This is a genomic window from Planococcus donghaensis (assembly GCF_001687665.2).
Lineage (GTDB): Bacteria > Bacillota > Bacilli > Bacillales_A > Planococcaceae > Planococcus > Planococcus donghaensis.
In genome coordinates, this window is the sequence record NZ_CP016543.2 from 77,980 (window position 1) to 94,716 (window position 16,737).

A 16,737-nucleotide genomic window follows, 5' to 3' on the forward strand; every position below is an offset into this window, starting at 1 on the left:
GAGGGTTCACACCTAATGGGCTATCAAAATGCAAACTCGAAATTGAAAATCTTTTCATTGAATTCGAACCAGGAGCTAGCGGAAGAAATTTCTGAACATGCAGGTATTCCACTTGGAAAAAGTTCAGTAACACATTTCAGCGATGGTGAAATCCAAATTAATATTGAAGAAAGTATTCGTGGCTACGATGTATTTATCGTGCAATCGACTTCTCAGCCGGTTAACGAAAACTTGATGGAACTATTAATTATGATTGACGCTGTTAAACGTGCTTCTGCTCGTACAGTCAACGTCGTAATGCCTTACTATGGTTATGCACGACAAGATCGTAAAGCCCGTTCACGTGAACCGATTACAGCGAAATTAGTAGCGAACTTATTGGAAACTGCAGGAGCGACTCGTGTCATCGTACTTGATTTGCATGCTCCTCAAATTCAAGGGTTCTTTGATATTTTGATTGACCACTTGGTAGCTGTACCATTGCTTTCTGATTATTTCCTGAATGAAAGTGGCGTTGACCTTGAAAATGTAATCATCGTTTCACCAGACCACGGCGGAGTTACACGCGCACGTAAGATGGCGGATCGTTTGAAAGCACCAATCGCCATTATTGATAAACGTCGTCCAAAACCAAACGTTGCTGAAGTCATGAATATTGTTGGTAACGTAGAAGGCAAAACGGCGATTATTATTGATGACATCATTGATACAGCAGGAACAATTTCGATTGCTGCGAGTGCATTAATCGAAAGCGGTGCGAAAGAAGTCTTTGCATGCTGTACACATCCAGTCCTATCGGGTCCAGCTGTACAACGTATTAATGATTCGGTTATCAAGGAATTGATCATCACCAATTCAATTGCATTGCCTGACGAAAAGAAATCTCCTAAGATTAAGCAGTTATCTGTAGCTCGTTTATTGGCAGAGACAATTGTTCGTGTTCACGAGCAAAAATCTGTCAGCACTCTGTTTGATTGATCATTTGTAACACCTTTCGATGCTCTATGTTTCATTAAGACGCGACACGGGTATGTATTATGTATGTACTTATCGTGAACATGTACTTTAATATAACTGGAGGCTGAAATCAATGGTAAAAATGACCGCGCAAAAAAGAGAAAGCAGCAATAAGAATTCTGCATTAACGGAACTTCGTTCACAAGGCAATGTGCCAGGCGTAGTTTATGGTTTTAAAACAGAAACAACACCAGTAACGGTAACTGAGATCGATTTGATCAAAACGTTACGTGAATCTGGACGTAATGGCGTCATCAAATTAGAAATTGACGGTACGACTAAAAACGTCGTATTGAGCGATTATCAAATGGATGCGTTAAAAGGCAGCTTTAAGCACGTCGACTTTTTAGCAATCAACATGTCTGATGAGCTAGAAGTATCTGCAGCTGTTCACTTAACTGGTGAATCAGCAGGCGAAAAAGAGGGTGGCTTTATCACTCAGCCAAACCGCGAAGTAAATATCCGCGTGAAGCCATCTGATATTCCGGATGCACTAGAAGTAGACATCACGGACCTAGCGATTGGCGAAACGATTACGGTTGGCGATATTCGTGGAACGGTTTCTTATGAAATTCTTGACGAAGACGACTTTATCCTTGTTTCTGCAACTGCTCCTCGTACACAAGATGAAATGGACGAACTTGATGCAGGCACAGATGAAAATGCAGAACCAGAAGTGGTTGGCAGCGAAGATTCTGAAGAAGACAAAGAAGCATAAATACAAATGGAAAATAGGGACTGTCGAGAGACAGTCCCTATTTTTACGTTCTACGAAGAGCCGCATATGCTTTTTTTATAAACTAATTATGATAAAATAAAACACAGCGATAAAGCAAAGGAAGATGGATATGAAACTGATTATCGGTCTGGGAAATCCGGGCAAAACATATGAAGATACACGTCATAATATCGGCTTTAAAGTAATCGATTACTTGGCGAGTCAATGGAATGCACCGCTAACACAGTCCAAATTTAAAGGTATGTATTCTGTGAGTCACCGACCAGAAGGCAAAGTGATGCTGTTAAAACCATTAACGTACATGAATTTGTCTGGCGAAAGTGTTGGGGCCTTAATGGATTACTATAATATTGAGTTAAAAGACATCATTGTCATTTACGATGATTTGGATTTGCCAACAGGGCAATTAAGATTACGCCAAAAAGGCAGTGCCGGTGGCCATAATGGCATTAAGTCGTTAATTCAACATCTAGGAAATCAGGAATTTAACCGTTTGCGCATTGGGATTAGTCGTCCGCCAGCTGGTATGAAAGTACCGGATTACGTATTACAGCGATTTTCGACAGAAGAAATTCCAGAAATGACCGCAGCGATTAAAAAAAGTGCGGCTGCTTGTGAAACTTGGCTGTCTAAACCCTATATAGAAGTTATGAATGAATTTAATGGCAGTTAACCGCTTTGACGCATTTGGCGTTCAGAGCTTTTTTCTGTTTTGTGTATTTTGTTGAGAGGAGGAAGTTGGATGAACCACATTTTACAGATATTTTCGGAGGATACACAGACACAACGATTTATAGAGGACTTAAAACAAGGAAATGATCACCAATTGATCTCTGGTTTATCTGGCAGCGCACGCCCAATTTTTTATCAAACCATCTGGTCGGAACTAGAAGAGCCTTTATTAATTGTGACACCTAACTTATTGCACGCTCAACGTATATATGATGACTTGGTGCGTTTGATGGGAGAAAAACAAGTCCATCTTTATCCCGCAGAAGAATTAATCGCAGCCGAAGTGTCTTTTTCTGGTCCTGAATTGAGGGCTCACCGCATTGATACGTTAGATCATATGAAAAGTGTTGGGAAAGGCATCTACATCACACCTGTTGCAGGAATGCGTAAGTTATTGCCGACAAAAGAACAATGGGATTATGCTACTTTACGAATTGCGGAAGGTGAAGAACTCGATACAGACGAATGGCTATTAAAATTGGTGGCAATGGGGTACTCTCGTACACCAATGGTAACTACGCCGGGAGAATTTGCGCTTCGTGGGGGCATTTTGGATATTTATCCACTGAATTTTGAACACCCAGTACGCATTGAGTTGTTCGATACAGAAGTAGATTCCCTGCGTCTATTTTCAGCAGAAGATCAACGTTCGCTTGAAAAAGTCCAGTCGCTTTGTATTTTACCAGCCAATGAATTGGTATTATCAGCCGATCAACGCATTCTGCTAGCAGAAAAGCTGGAAGCACAACTTGCTTCTAGTTTGAAAAAAATAAAAGCTGACGATACGAAAGCGTTAATGATGCAACACATCCAACATGACATTGACTTATTAAAACAAGGAGAAACTCCAGAGCAATTGGCGAAATATGCTTCTTTAATCGATACGCAATCCGCATTTTTAGGTGATTATTTCCCGGGGAATGGATTGGTCTTTTTTGATGAGCTCGGACGGATTCAAGAAATGACAGATACGTTGGAACGTGAGGAAGGCGATTGGATTGTTTCGCTACTTGAAGAAGGAAAGTTTGTTCACGATGTTTCGTTAACGTATACGTTCCGGGAAATGATGTCGAAACTAGAACAAAAAGTAACCTTTTTATCTTTATTTGTTCGGACGTTCCCGATGGTATCCATTAAAAAATCATTGGCTTTTTCATGCAAGCCAATGCAGTCGTTCCATGGACAAATGCACTTGCTAAAAGCAGAGATGGAGCGATGGACATTAGGAAAGTCGCAAATCTTTATCGTCGCAGGGGGAGAAGAACGCTTAGAAAAAGTACGTTCCGTATTAGCGGACTACGATATGGAAGCTGTAATTGCTACCTCTTCTACTGAGATTCAAGGTGGTCAAATTTATTTAGTGGATGGGGAATTATCGACGGGCTTTGAAATGCCTTTGCAACGATTGGCTGTTATAACAGACTCGGAATTGTTTAAGCAGCAGCCGAAGAAAAAAACACGTGCACAAAAACTAACGAATGCAGAGCGCATCAAGAGCTACTCGGAGATCAAGCCAGGTGATTATATTGTTCACATCCACCACGGAATTGGTCGCTTTGTAGGGATTGAAACGCTCGAAAGTGGAGGCGTGCATAAAGATTACTTGCACATCGTTTACAAAGCTGATGATAAATTATTTGTACCAGTCGATAAAATCGATTTGATTCAAAAATACATCGCTTCTGAAGAAAAAGAACCAAAACTGCATAAAATGGGCGGCGCAGAATGGAAGAAAACCCGCACAAAAGTTTCGGCTGCCGTTCAAGACATTGCTGATGACTTGATCAAGCTGTATGCAGAACGTGAAGCATTGAGAGGCTTTGCTTTTTCCGAAGAACAAGACATGCAACGCCAATTTGAAGCTGAGTTTCCATACGAAGAAACAACTGATCAATTGCGTTCCATTAATGAAGTGAAACGTGACATGGAAAATGAACGACCGATGGATCGTCTCATCTGTGGGGATGTCGGCTATGGGAAAACTGAAGTGGCCATTCGTGCAGCATTTAAAGCAGTGCTCGACGGCAAGCAAGTTGCGTTTCTTGTGCCAACCACAATTTTAGCGCAGCAACATTTTGAAACAATGAGTGAGCGATTTAAAGATTATCCGATTACGGTTGGGTTGATGAGTCGTTTCCGGTCGAAAAAACAGCAAACAGAAACGGTTAAAGGCTTAAAAAATGGATCAGTGGATATTGTTGTTGGTACACACCGGATTTTATCAAAAGACATGCATTATAAAGACTTAGGCTTATTAATCATTGATGAAGAACAACGTTTTGGTGTGACGCATAAAGAAAAGATCAAGCAAATGAAAACCAATGTAGATGTTTTAACCTTAACAGCAACGCCAATTCCGCGAACGCTCCATATGTCGATGATTGGTGTACGCGATTTGTCAGTGATTGAAACGCCACCAGCCAATCGCTTTCCTGTACAAAGTTATGTGATGGAACATAATGGTGCGCTTGTGCGCGAAGCAATCGAACGCGAAATGGCACGTGGTGGTCAAGTGTTTTATTTGTATAACCGTGTGGATGATATGACACGGAAAGTAGAAGAAATTCAACAATTGGTACCGGAAGCTCGCGTTGGGTATGCGCATGGGCAAATGAGTGAAACAGAACTCGAATCGGTCATTTTGAGTTTCCTAGATGGTGATTACGATGTTTTAGTAACAACGACGATTATCGAAACCGGCATTGATATTCCAAACGTTAATACATTGATTGTTTACAATGCCGATCGAATGGGCCTATCGCAGCTGTATCAATTGCGTGGGCGCGTTGGACGTTCGAGTCGAGTGGCGTATGCGTATTTTATGTATCAGCGGGATAAAGTGTTAACTGATGTAGCAGAAAAACGGTTGATGGCCATTAAAGAATTTACAGAGCTTGGTTCAGGGTTTAAAATCGCTATGCGCGACTTAACAATACGCGGGGCGGGGAATTTGCTCGGTTCCCAACAACACGGCTTTATTGATTCGGTTGGTTTTGATTTGTATTCGCAAATGCTGCAAGAAGCAATTGATGAACGTCAAACAGGCGTTAAAAAAGAAGTAGTGCCGGAAATTGAGATTTCACTCGATGTAGATGCTTATATTCCAGATGCTTATATAAGTGATGGCTACCAAAAGATTCAAATGTACAAACGGGTCAAAGGCATTGAAACAGAAGAAGAAATGCGTGAGTTGCAAGACGAATTGATCGATCGATTTGGGGATATGCCAACTGAAACGGATAGCTTATTGCGCATTGCACGCATAAAAGTGTGGGCGCGCGAAGTCGGGGTAGAATCGATCAAGCAAAATGGCAAAATTGTTGCGGTTCGTTTAAGTGAAGCAGGTACCTCGAGTATCAATGGAGGAAAAGTCGTCGAAGAATCTGCCGCATATGGTCGCGCAGTTGGATTTAGTATGTCGGGTCAGCAATTGGTTATGACCATTGATGAAACTAAAACCAAAAAACAGCACCCATTTGATGTTCTCGAAGGCATGATGAAACTCTTGCCACAATCGCTACGTGAAGAAAAAGCAATTTTGTAAATTAGTACAGTAAATTTTGGTAGAGTTATTCTGCAAAAAAGCTACGCTTTTCTAACTGAATAATATAGTAAAGAAATTACTCAGCGCCGGCGCGTACAAGGGCTAGGCGAAGCGATAAGACGGGTGCTTTTCCCGGCTTATTGCGAGAGCCATGCCCAAAGCGATTTATAGAAAAGCAACATAACGTTAATGTCAGAAAGAGAAGAGTGAAACCTTTGAACAATGAAGGCACAATGAAATCATTTATGAAAGGGGCGGTCTTGCTTACCATTGCAGGGTTTATCGTGAAGTTGCTCAGTGCCATTTACCGAGTGCCTTTTCAAAACCTTGTCGGAGACCAAGGCTTTTATATTTACCAGCAAGTGTATCCGTTTGTCGCCATTTTCGGCATATGGACTTCTTACGGCTTTGCCGTGGCAATCTCTAAACTATTAGCAGATAACCATCAATCGGCGCATCGAGCCATTTTACGCATTGCATTTAGTTATGTAGCCGCTATTTCCAGTGCCGTATTTACCCTATTGTTTTTTGGTGCAGAACTGCTCGCCGGCTGGATGGGCGATGCGAAACTAGATAGTTTGCTCAAAGTAGGTGCATTTGCCGTTGTGTTAATGGCACCGCTTGCCGTGTTAAAAGGCTATTTTCAATCGAGCAATAATATGGCACCTGTTGCCTATGCCCAAGTTGTTGAACAAGGTTTACGCGTAGCGGTTATATTAATTGGTACGTGGATTGTGATTTCACAGGAATTTTCTTTGTATGTGGCAGGTCAAATGGCGATGCTTGGTGCTGTTGCAGGTGGTTTTGGAGCCGTTTTTTTATTATTGCTGTATTTCCGTCGTCATTTTGGTTTTTTAAACCAGCACGCTACAGTCCGAACTTGGCCTGTGCTTAAAGAAATGACCGCTATCAGTTTAAGTGTCAGCATGAGTTCATTAATTTTGGTGCTTTTTCAATTAGTAGATTCGTTTACGGTATTTCGATTGTTAGAAGAAAGTGGCTTTGCTCGATTGACAGCGATGGAGCAAAAAGGAGTATACGATCGCGGTCAGCCATTGGTACAGTTCGGTATTTTAATCGCCACTTCACTTACCTTGGCAATTGTGCCGTTAGTCGCGCGAACTTCTCGGAACACGAGCGGGCGATCAGCCGACATGTATGCTCGTTTAGCTTTTCGAGTATCTTTTTTGTTTGCGTTCGCTGCAGCAGTTGGGCTCACTTTCGTTATGCCTTATGTCAATGAAACCTTATTTCAAACGCGCGAACAGTCATGGACCTTACTCATTTTTAGTTGGCAAATTGTTTGGATGTCTTTATTGCTCATCATGACAGCGATGCTTCATGGACTTGGTAAGGTGAGAGTACCGGCTGTTTTATTAATAGCAGGATTAATGGTGAAAGTCATTTGCAACTTACTGCTAATACCTGCTTGGGGAATAGCGGGAGCGGCTGTAGCTGGAAATATCGGCTTAGCGTTAATTGTTTTTGGTTTACTTTTGTATTTTAAAAAAGTATGGCCATTGCAATTTGCGTCTAGATCCTATTACAGCTGGCTGTTCGGAGCTGGGGTGGCCATGTCTGCCGTAGTGTTAGGGTGGTCACTTTTGGCGGATGGCTATGTATTTGCAAGTTTATCAAGCCGCTTTAGCGCAGCACTTACGACAATGACGGCCATTCCACTGGGTGCTTTCGTCTTTATGGCCATTATTGGTAAAAGTCGAATCATTACGGAAAAAGAATGGTACATCATTCCACTTGGTCGTAAGTTGGCTAAGTTACAATTAGCAATAAACTCAAAGAAAAAAGGTGAAAAGCAATGAATACGATTCACATAATCGGTCTTGGAGCCGGAGATTTAGATCAGTTGCCACTTGGTGTATATAAAAAACTAAAAGCCACAGCAAATTTATATGTGCGGACTGAGGACCATCCGGTATTAACAGAATTAGCAGAAGAAGGCGTAGTGTTTACAAGTTTTGACGAGGTGTACGAAAAGCACGATAGCTTTAGCCCAGTATATGCAGAAATTGCCGAAACGTTAATTGGGCTATCCGGTGACCAGTCGGTTATTTACGCCGTTCCGGGTCACCCGTTAGTAGCAGAACAAACGGTGCAAAACTTGATCGAAGCCGAAAAACAAGGACGCTGCCAGTTATCGATCGAAGGCGGGCATAGCTTTTTGGATTCTTTGTTTGGCGCACTTCGCATCGATCCGATTGAAGGCTTTCAATTAATGGACGGCACGGAAATGACCAGTGATCAAGTAAACATGACGCAGCATTTATTAATTGCGCAAGTATACGATAGCTTTAGCGCGTCTGAAGTCAAGTTAACGCTTATGGAAAAATATCCAGACGACTATCCGGTGACCATCGTGACAGCGGCGGGCTCAGCAGACGAAGTATTACGTACCGTACCTCTTCATGAATTAGATCGTTCGACAGAAGTGAATAACTTAACAACGGTTTACGTACCACCAGCAGCAGAACAAACCAAGCGTTTAAAAGAATGGCAAACGTTCCGTAGCATTATTGCGAAGCTAAGAAGCCCTGAAGGTTGCCCGTGGGACCGCGAGCAGACCCATGAATCGTTAAGTCCGCATTTGATCGAAGAAGTACATGAGTTGCTGCAAGCGATTCAAGAAGAAGACGATAAAGCAATTGTCGATGAACTCGGCGATGTGTTGTTGCAAGTGTTTTTGCATGCTCAAATTGGACAAGACAATGGCTATTTCCAAATAGAAGATGTACTTGAAGCCATCAGTGCGAAAATGATTCGTCGTCATCCTCACGTTTTTGGTGACGTGTCGGCTGAAGATTCCGAGCAAGTAATCGCCAATTGGCAGGAAATTAAAGCGAAGGAAAAACCGGCACAAGATTCGTTATTAGAAGGACAAGAGCGTTTTAGTTCTTCATTGACGACATCGTTTAATTATCAAAAAAAAGCAGCAAAAGTAGGCTTTACATGGCCGGATGCTGCATCTGCTTGGGATAAATTCCATGAAGAATTGCAGGAGTTTCAACAAGAAATAGCGAATGGTTCCAAAGCTCGCCAATTAGACGAATTGGGCGATTTGCTGTTTACGTTAGTGAACCTTGCCCGATTCTTTGATTTGTCGCCTGAAGAAGCGATGATGCAAGCGAACCGTAAATTTCAAAGTCGTTTCCGTTATGTCGAACAGCAAGTGAAAAAAGGAACCGGTGATTTTGGTGATTATTCACTAGAGCAGCTCGATGCATTTTGGAACCAAGCCAAATCATTGGCAAGAAAGGAAGACTAACATGAGATTAGATAAATTTCTAAAAGTATCTCGCTTGATCAAGCGTCGTACATTAGCGAAGCAAGTAGCAGATCAAGGGCGTATTACGGTAAATGGCAACAAAGCGAAAGCAAGCTCGGTTATTAAAGAAAATGATGAGCTGCAAATTCGTTTTGGGCAAAAAGTCGTTACGGTTCGGGTTGATATGTTAAAAGAAGTCGCGAAAAAAGAAGATACCGTGAACATGTACACGATTTTGAATGAAGAAAAGCTAGAAAAAGTAGAACCTGAATTTATTGATGACGAAGCGTAAAAACCTGCCTTATGTAAGTTTTTTCAGTGTGTAAAATAAATTGATACTCTTCTATGTTTCGTGAAAGTCTGATACTTTTACGATTAAAAAAAGTAAATCATCTACGCATTTGGAGAAGCTTATCGCTCGACTCCTGTGGGAATAGTGGATTTGAGAGACCCCGCAGAGAGCGTCAGCGAGCGAGGAGGCTCGATGCCCACCCCACGGAAAGCGAGCGATAAGCTTCGGAAAATGTGGTTATAAAATACTTTTTCTAGAATATGAAAAACCTGCCGTGTGCAGGTTTTTTTAGATTATAATGACAATAAGTAAAATCTGATAAAGGGGTTTACTGAGAGGAATTGATGAGATTGCCAAAAAAATCATTAAACAAGAAGATTGGATTAGCATTTGCCACATTATTATTGACGTTAACGCTAGTGCCTGAGTCAAGTAATGCTGCAAATTCTTTTAAAGACGTAACTAGCTTTAAAGAAGAAGTCGATTTTCTATCAGGATTAGGCATTATCAAAGGGTTTCCAGATGGTAGTTTTAAGCCAGCAGCTGCGATTACCCGATTAGACGCTGTGCGTATGATTTTGCGTGAATTAAATGATAAAGATACGGTCGGCACAGATCCTGGATTTACAGACTTAACCCCTGATACACCGGGATATGATGAGGTAGCCAAAGCGGTGAAACTTGGTTTTATTGCAGGAAAAGAAACAAAAGAAGGCGTAAAATATTTTGATCCTAAAGGTCAACTAACACGTGCAGAAATGGCTAAGATCTTAACATTAGCTTATCAATTAAAAGCTGATCAAAATATCGCTTTTACCGATGTTAGTTCTTCTTTTTGGGCTAATGCTTATATTAGTCGTTTGGCAACAGCAGGTGTGACAAATGGATATCCTGGTGGAACATTTAAACCAAATGAATCTTTGCAACGTCAGCATTTCGCAGCATTTATGGCGCGTCTTTTAGCTCCTGAAAAATTCCCGCTTGCGGCAAAAAAAGCGAAGTCGCCTGTGACTTACGTAACGACTGATCAATTAAACATGCGTTTAAAACCAAATGCGAGTAGTTCTCTTGTGGGCTCTATCCCTAAAGGTGAAAAAGTTGAATACATTAGCAAAGAAGGTACTTGGTATAAAGTGAAATATGGCAACAAGACGGGGTGGGTCAATTCAGCTTACTTAAGCGATCAAGCAGCTAACCCCCAAATTGCTTATCCAGCACCGTCTACAAAGACGCCAGGAACTTATGCATCGGGCGTGTTAATCGTCAACAAAAAATACGGTCTGCCATCTAGCTACAACCCAGGTGTTAACAAACTGGCGCAAAAAGCAGTAGATGCTATGGTCGTTGCGGCGAAAAAGCAAGGCGTTCAGTTGACGGCTTTTAGTACGTTTCGGTCGTATAATCGTCAAAAAGAACTTTATAATAATTACGTCCGCAAGCATGGCACAGCAGAAGCCAATCGCTTTAGCGCGAAACCGGGTTATAGTGAGCATCAAACGGGCTTAGCGTTCGACTTGGGTGGTAGCAATCAATCACAGTGGCTGAAAGAATCGTTTGCTGCAACAAAAGAAGGGAAATGGCTTGCAGCGAATGCTCATCAGTACGGATTTATTCTGCGGTACCCTAAAGGCAAAGAAAAAATTACCGGTTATATGTATGAACCTTGGCATTACCGTTATATAGGATCTGAATTGGCGTCTAAAGTGAAAAGTAGTGGCAAGACTTTAGAAGAATATGTGAATGTTACTGGGAAATAAACAGCAAAAGCCTTAGGAATCAAAAATTCCTAAGGCTTTTTTCTGTTTTATTTATCACCCATCAATGCAACAAGCACTGCTTTTTGAGCATGTAAACGATTTTCCGATTGCTGGAAAATAACCGATTGTGGTCCTTCTAAAATAGCGGTAGTCACTTCTTCCTCGCGATGAGCAGGCAGACAATGCATAAAGATAAAGTCAGGATTGGCATGCTTAACGAGTTCTTCGTTTACTTGAAACCCTTGGAAATGTTCTAGGCGTTCAATGGTTTCTTGTTCTTGCCCCATGCTCGCCCAAACGTCCGTATAAACAGCATCACTACCAGTAACCGCTTTTTCTGGGCTATCTGTAATTTCGATTGTTGAGCCGGTATAATGTGCGATTTCTTTTGCTAAAGCAACCATTTCTGGTGTAGGTGCATAAGCAGCAGGGGAAGCAATGCTAATATCCATTCCAACTTTTGCGGCGCCAATCATTAACGAGTTGGCCATATTATTGCCGTCTCCGATATAGGCCATTTTCTTACCTTTTAAGGTGCCAAAGTGCTCAAGCATCGTCATTAAATCAGCCATGACTTGGCATGGATGATAATCGTCGGTTAAGCCATTGATTACCGGAATGGAACTAAAATCCGCTAGTTCTTGAACGGTCGATTGGTGATATGTACGAATCATCAACCCGTCCAAATAACCGGATAAAACGCGTCCTGTATCAGCAATGGTTTCACCGCGCCCAAGTTGTGTATCTTGCGAGCTTAAGAACATGGCGTGGCCTCCAAGTTGAAGCATCCCAGCTTCAAATGAAACGCGCGTACGGGTAGAGGATTTTTCGAAAATCATGCCGAGTACTTTTCCTTTTAACAGTGGTAAATGCTTGTTTTCTGGTTTTTTTAATTCAATAGCCAAATTCAGCAAATCCATCAGTTCTGTCGTGCTGTAATCTTTTAGCGATAAAAAATCTTCTTGAACAATTGATGGGGCAAATGGGATCGCCATTGTCATTTTGCAAGCACTCCTTTCGGGAATAGGGTAGATGTTAAGCTGCCGTTAAACGCAGCCATTGTTTCAGGGCGTGTCCACACATGAAGACGGTGGATAGCGGCCTGTTTAGCATGGGTACTGTCCGGGTCAGGAGAAAAATCGATATACGCTTTTTTATTGTCAGTTTGTAACCAATCATCAAAAGACAAAGAGCTTTCTGTAACGACCTCTTGTCCAAGTGTTTTCCATAACGCGCTGTCGACTTGATCGATCGAGGACGTTGCGACAAATAACGTGCCGTCTTCAGCCAAGTTAGCCAATTGAACAGAAGCACCGCTGAGCGCTTTCGCTAACGCTATATCGAAATCTGAACTAGATCCAATCACTTCACCTGTAGACATCATTTCGGGTGATAGAACAGGAGACAAGCCAGGCAGTTTAATATGTGAGAAAACAGGTGCTTTCACCGTATATTCAGGTTGTCCGTTGAAACTCTCTTCAATACCCAGTTCTTCGAACGGTATGCCTAACAACAAAGCAGTGGCATGTTGAACTAGTGGCACATCCGTTATTTTTGAGCTGATAGGAGCAGTACGTGATGCTCGTGGGTTAATCTCCATCACGAATAATTGGTTGTTTTCATATACAAACTGGATATTAAATAAGCCGGTATAGTCCATGTTTGTGGCGATGTGTTTCGCGGTTTCCGTCAGTTCTTGCAAAGCGTATGCTGACAATGAAACCGGTGGTGTAACGGAGATGCTGTCCCCAGAATGAACACCGGTTCCTTCGACGTGTTCAAAAATCGCTGATACCCAAACATTGTCGCCGTCGGTTAAAATATCCGCTTCAACTTCTTTTCCGGTAACAAAATGATCGACCAATACAGGGAATGTCATAGTTGTTTGTTGCAACCAGTCCGTTAATTCTTGCTCATTTGCTAACACAATCATGCCGCGCCCGCCAATAACGTAAGAGGGGCGTAATAACACCGGGAATCCGAGTGAGCGAGCTGCCGGTATAACTTCAGCAGCATTCTGCGCTGTTTTACCCGGTATGGTCGGTAAGCCGATTGATTCCAAAAATGCATAAAAACGATCGCGGTCTTCCATTTGATCTAGTAAATCCACTGTCGAGCCGAGAACGGTAATCCCTGCGCTTTCTAAAGCTGCCGCTACATTCAGTGAAGTTTGTCCGCCAAACTGGAGAATCACTTGATTGATGCCTTCAAAGTCCAACACATTTAAAATATCTTCTGGTGTAATTGGCTCAAAATACAATGCATCTGCTACTTCGTAATCTGTGCTCACAGTTTCTGGATTGTTATTGATCATAATCGCTTCGTACCCAAGTTTTTGAGCAGCCATCACACTGTGAACGCAGCAATAGTCAAACTCGATGCCTTGGCCAATGCGAATTGGACCTGATCCAATCACTGCTACTTTCTTCTTATGATAAGGACGGCTAACATCTGAAGCGCCATGCCAACTCGAATAAAAATAATTGGTATTTGACGAAAACTCAGCAGCGCACGTATCGATCATGCGATAAGCAGGAGTTACTTGCCAAAGTCTGCGTTGTCCCCAAACTTCAGAACACGAAACGTTCCATAAATCAGCTAGTTGTTGATCGCTAAAACCTAAAGTCTTGGCTTGTAGCAAGCGAGCGTGTGTCATATCGTTCCAATTGGTTTGCTGAAGCTTCTGCCATTCGTCAACGATGTTGTTCATCACCCATAAGAAGTAAGGGGTAATGCCGGTGAGGCCATGTAAAAAATCAATCGTTTTGCCACGAACTAATAATTCAAAAAGGACAAACAGGCGACGATCATCAGCTTCGATAGCCAACTCGCATAAGTATTCTGTTGAAAACTTGCTAAGAGCAGGTGAGAGAAAGCCGTCAATTGGTAACTCCAATGAACGAATCGCTTTTTGCAATGCCGCTTCCATGCTGCGTTCAATGGCCATCACTTCACCAGTAGCTTTCATTTGTGTGCCGAGCTTTCGTTCGATTTGTGGGAATTGATCAAACGGCCATCGCGGAATTTTCACCGCTACATAATCGAGAGCCGGTTCAAAACTAGCAAATGTTGTCCCTGTCACTGGGTTTTTTAATTCAGCTAATTGGTAACCCAGTGCCAACTTCGCTGCAATTTTAGCAATCGGATATCCGGTCGCTTTTGAAGCCAGAGCGGATGAACGACTGACACGCGGGTTAACTTCGATTAAATAATAAGCGGAAGTTTCAGGATGCAGCGCAAACTGCACATTGCATGCGCCAATAATGCCAAGCGCTTTAATAATATGAATCGAAGAACTACGCAACATATGGAAATCTTGATCGTTTAATGTTTGACTAGGGGCTACGACAATCGAGTCGCCTGTATGCACTCCGACGGGATCGAAGTTTTCCATATTGCAAATTGTGATACACGTTCCGTCTGCGTCACGCATAACTTCATATTCGATTTCTTTATAGCCAGCAATACTAATTTCGACTAAACATTGCTTGATAGGACTGGCACTCAATCCTTGTTTTACTAAGTCGATATAAGTCTTTTCATCTTGAGCAATCCCGCCCCCAAAGCCACCAAGCGTATAAGCTGGGCGCACGATGAGTGGATAGCCCGCAGAATCTGCAAATTCCAAAGCTCCTTCAATCGAATAAATAATGTCACTATCCGGAACCGGCTCGCCTAGTTGGTTCATCAAAGAGCGGAATTGTTCGCGGTCTTCCGCTTGTTTAATGGCTTTCATGTCGGTCCCCAGTAACGTAACACCATATTTCGTTAAAATACTCGAATCAGATAAAGCCATTGCTAAGTTTAAGGCAGTTTGTCCGCCAACTGTTGCGAGCAAGCCATCCGGTCGTTCTTTTTCGATAATGGCAGTGACACTATCTAACGTTAGCGGCTCGAAGTAGACTTTATCGGAAATAGACTGATCGGTCATAATCGTTGCAGGATTATTGTTGATTAAGATGACTTCCACGCCTTCTTCTTTTAATGCGACACAAGCTTGAGTGCCCGAATAATCGAATTCAGCGGCTTGACCAATGACGATGGCACCAGAGCCAATGACCAATACTTTTTTTATGTGTTCGTGCTTAGGCATGGACTTTCACTCCTTCTGGTTGCTTGGCGACATTTAGAAATTGTTCGAATAAGTCAAGGTGGTCAGTTGGACCCGGTGCTGCTTCGGGGTGGAATTGGACCGTAGTCACGGGTAAAGAATCGTGAACAAGGCCTTCAATACTGCCGTCGTTGACATTTTTATAAAGAACCGAAAAAGGTGTAGGTATAAGGCTGTCGCTTTCAACAACATAGCTATGATTTTGCGAACTCATGCTGACGCGCTTTGTTTGTACGTTCATCACAGGGTGATTGGCTCCACGGTGACCATAGGCAAGCTTCGTTGTTTTCGCACCAAATGCGGAAGCCAGTACTTGGTGGCCAAGGCAAATGCCGAAACTCGGATAGCGCTCTGCCCAGTCCCGGTATGTCGGAAATAGCTGTTGAAGAGCGGCAGGGTCTCCGGGACCATTTGAAAATAACAGACCATCAAGCCCGAGATGATCCAGCTGTTCTGTTGGCGTCGCATAAGGAATAATCGTTACTTTGCAATCGAGTTGCAGCAACTGTTTTAAAATAGAGGATTTATAATGAAAATCAATTAACCCAATATGTGTCGTACCGTTTCCAATTGTTTGAAGCTCTTGTGTTGTTTGAGTAGCAGGGAAAAAATGCGTTTGCACCGGCTCCCAAGCGAGTTCGGGAAAGGAAGTGTGGATTAGTTGTGATTGCATTGTGCCGGAATCACGAATGTTTTGGATCACAGAACGCGTATCAACACCGCTTAAAATCGGAATGCTATGATTGGCAGCAAACTCAGCGAATGAAATTGCCCCATTGCCAAGCGGTCCTTCATATAAGTTTGTGACAATAATACCAGCCGCTTGAATCAGATCAGACTGTGCATAAAGCGACTGGATGCCGTATTGACCAATAAGGGGATAAGAAAACACAATGATTTGTCCTTTATATGACGGATCTGTTAAAACTTCTTCATAACCGGTCATTCCTGTAAAAAAGACGATTTCTCCTTGAATCGCAGTAGCTTTACCGTGCCATTGCCCGTTAAATGCTTTGCCGTTTGCTAATGTTACTGTACCTGACATGTCTTCACCCCTATTTTATTCATTGAAAGTGTATATTTATAAAATTAATCTAATGTTCTTTGTTAAGATTCCCTTTAATGTTAAGTGAAAAGATAATGATAAGTATTATATGTCTGTATAAAAATTAAGTCAACTGTATTTTTATAATAAAACAAAAACCAGTCGTAAGTCCTTATCGAAGAAAGAAGTGAAAAAAGGGAAAATTATTGAAAACGCTTAT

At 42.2% G+C, this 16,737-nt stretch carries 11 protein-coding genes; 8 read left to right on the forward strand and 3 right to left on the reverse strand.

The features are described 5' to 3' along the window. Window positions 1-15: 15 nt before the first annotated feature. From BCM40_RS00355 to BCM40_RS00390, 8 genes are all read left to right on the forward strand, one after another. Window positions 16-978 (forward strand): ribose-phosphate diphosphokinase, encoded by a 963-nt coding sequence (locus BCM40_RS00355; protein ID WP_065527610.1) that lies wholly within the window; start codon window positions 16-18, stop codon window positions 976-978. A gap of 112 nt (window positions 979-1,090) precedes the next feature. Then, the gene (locus BCM40_RS00360) at window positions 1,091-1,735 is read left to right on the forward strand and encodes a 50S ribosomal protein L25/general stress protein Ctc (RefSeq protein ID WP_008433116.1); all 645 of its coding nucleotides are present in this window, start codon (window positions 1,091-1,093) and stop codon (window positions 1,733-1,735) included. 130 nt (window positions 1,736-1,865) lie between these two features. Then, the gene (pth, locus tag BCM40_RS00365) at window positions 1,866-2,429 is read left to right on the forward strand and encodes an aminoacyl-tRNA hydrolase (RefSeq protein WP_065527609.1); all 564 of its coding nucleotides are present in this window, start codon (window positions 1,866-1,868) and stop codon (window positions 2,427-2,429) included. 69 nt (window positions 2,430-2,498) lie between these two features. After that, entirely contained in the window at window positions 2,499-6,032 is a 3,534-nt protein-coding gene (gene mfd, locus BCM40_RS00370) for a transcription-repair coupling factor (protein WP_065527608.1), read from the forward strand. A 206-nt stretch (window positions 6,033-6,238) separates the two neighbouring features. After that, window positions 6,239-7,852, forward strand: a complete 1,614-nt coding sequence (locus tag BCM40_RS00375) for a putative polysaccharide biosynthesis protein (protein ID WP_475272112.1) — start codon at window positions 6,239-6,241, stop codon at window positions 7,850-7,852. Continuing rightward, window positions 7,849-9,312, forward strand: a complete 1,464-nt coding sequence (gene yabN, locus BCM40_RS00380; protein ID WP_065527607.1) for a bifunctional methyltransferase/pyrophosphohydrolase YabN — start codon at window positions 7,849-7,851, stop codon at window positions 9,310-9,312. Before BCM40_RS00375 ends, yabN begins: the two co-directional genes overlap by 4 nt. A gap of 1 nt (window position 9,313) precedes the next feature. Continuing rightward, entirely contained in the window at window positions 9,314-9,604 is a 291-nt protein-coding gene (locus BCM40_RS00385; RefSeq protein ID WP_065527606.1) for an RNA-binding S4 domain-containing protein, read from the forward strand. A 344-nt stretch (window positions 9,605-9,948) separates the two neighbouring features. After that, entirely contained in the window at window positions 9,949-11,361 is a 1,413-nt protein-coding gene (locus BCM40_RS00390) for a D-alanyl-D-alanine carboxypeptidase family protein (RefSeq protein ID WP_065527605.1), read from the forward strand. A gap of 47 nt (window positions 11,362-11,408) precedes the next feature. Here BCM40_RS00390 and argF read toward each other — a convergent pair whose 3' ends face one another. The 3 genes from argF to BCM40_RS00405 are packed head-to-tail and all read right to left on the reverse strand — an operon-like array spanning window position 11,409 to window position 16,517. Then, entirely contained in the window at window positions 11,409-12,362 is a 954-nt protein-coding gene (gene argF / locus BCM40_RS00395; protein ID WP_065527604.1) for an ornithine carbamoyltransferase, read from the reverse strand. Beyond that, the gene (locus BCM40_RS00400; protein WP_065527603.1) at window positions 12,359-15,454 is read right to left on the reverse strand and encodes a carbamoyl-phosphate synthase (glutamine-hydrolyzing) large subunit; all 3,096 of its coding nucleotides are present in this window, start codon (window positions 15,452-15,454) and stop codon (window positions 12,359-12,361) included. The genes argF and BCM40_RS00400 overlap by 4 nt, the downstream gene beginning before the upstream one ends. Beyond that, on the reverse strand, window positions 15,447-16,517 hold the full coding sequence (locus tag BCM40_RS00405; RefSeq protein WP_065527602.1) for a carbamoyl phosphate synthase small subunit: 1,071 nt from the start codon (window positions 16,515-16,517) through the stop codon (window positions 15,447-15,449). Before BCM40_RS00405 ends, BCM40_RS00400 begins: the two co-directional genes overlap by 8 nt. Window positions 16,518-16,737: the final 220 nt, after the last annotated feature.

Excerpts from the sequence above, each read along its gene's own strand:
- BCM40_RS00355 (WP_065527610.1), top strand. The coding sequence starts at position 16 with ATGGGCTATCAAAATGCAAACTCGAAATTGAAAATCTTTTCATTGAAT.
- BCM40_RS00360 (WP_008433116.1), top strand. The coding sequence starts at position 1,091 with ATGGTAAAAATGACCGCGCAAAAAAGAGAAAGCAGCAATAAGAATTCT.
- pth (WP_065527609.1), top strand. The coding sequence starts at position 1,866 with ATGAAACTGATTATCGGTCTGGGAAATCCGGGCAAAACATATGAAGAT.
- mfd (WP_065527608.1), top strand. The coding sequence starts at position 2,499 with ATGAACCACATTTTACAGATATTTTCGGAGGATACACAGACACAACGA.
- yabN (WP_065527607.1), top strand. The coding sequence starts at position 7,849 with ATGAATACGATTCACATAATCGGTCTTGGAGCCGGAGATTTAGATCAG.
- BCM40_RS00385 (WP_065527606.1), top strand. The coding sequence starts at position 9,314 with ATGAGATTAGATAAATTTCTAAAAGTATCTCGCTTGATCAAGCGTCGT.
- BCM40_RS00390 (WP_065527605.1), top strand. The coding sequence starts at position 9,949 with ATGAGATTGCCAAAAAAATCATTAAACAAGAAGATTGGATTAGCATTT.
- argF (WP_065527604.1), bottom strand. The coding sequence starts at position 12,362 with ATGACAATGGCGATCCCATTTGCCCCATCAATTGTTCAAGAAGATTTT.
- BCM40_RS00400 (WP_065527603.1), bottom strand. The coding sequence starts at position 15,454 with ATGCCTAAGCACGAACACATAAAAAAAGTATTGGTCATTGGCTCTGGT.
- BCM40_RS00405 (WP_065527602.1), bottom strand. The coding sequence starts at position 16,517 with ATGTCAGGTACAGTAACATTAGCAAACGGCAAAGCATTTAACGGGCAA.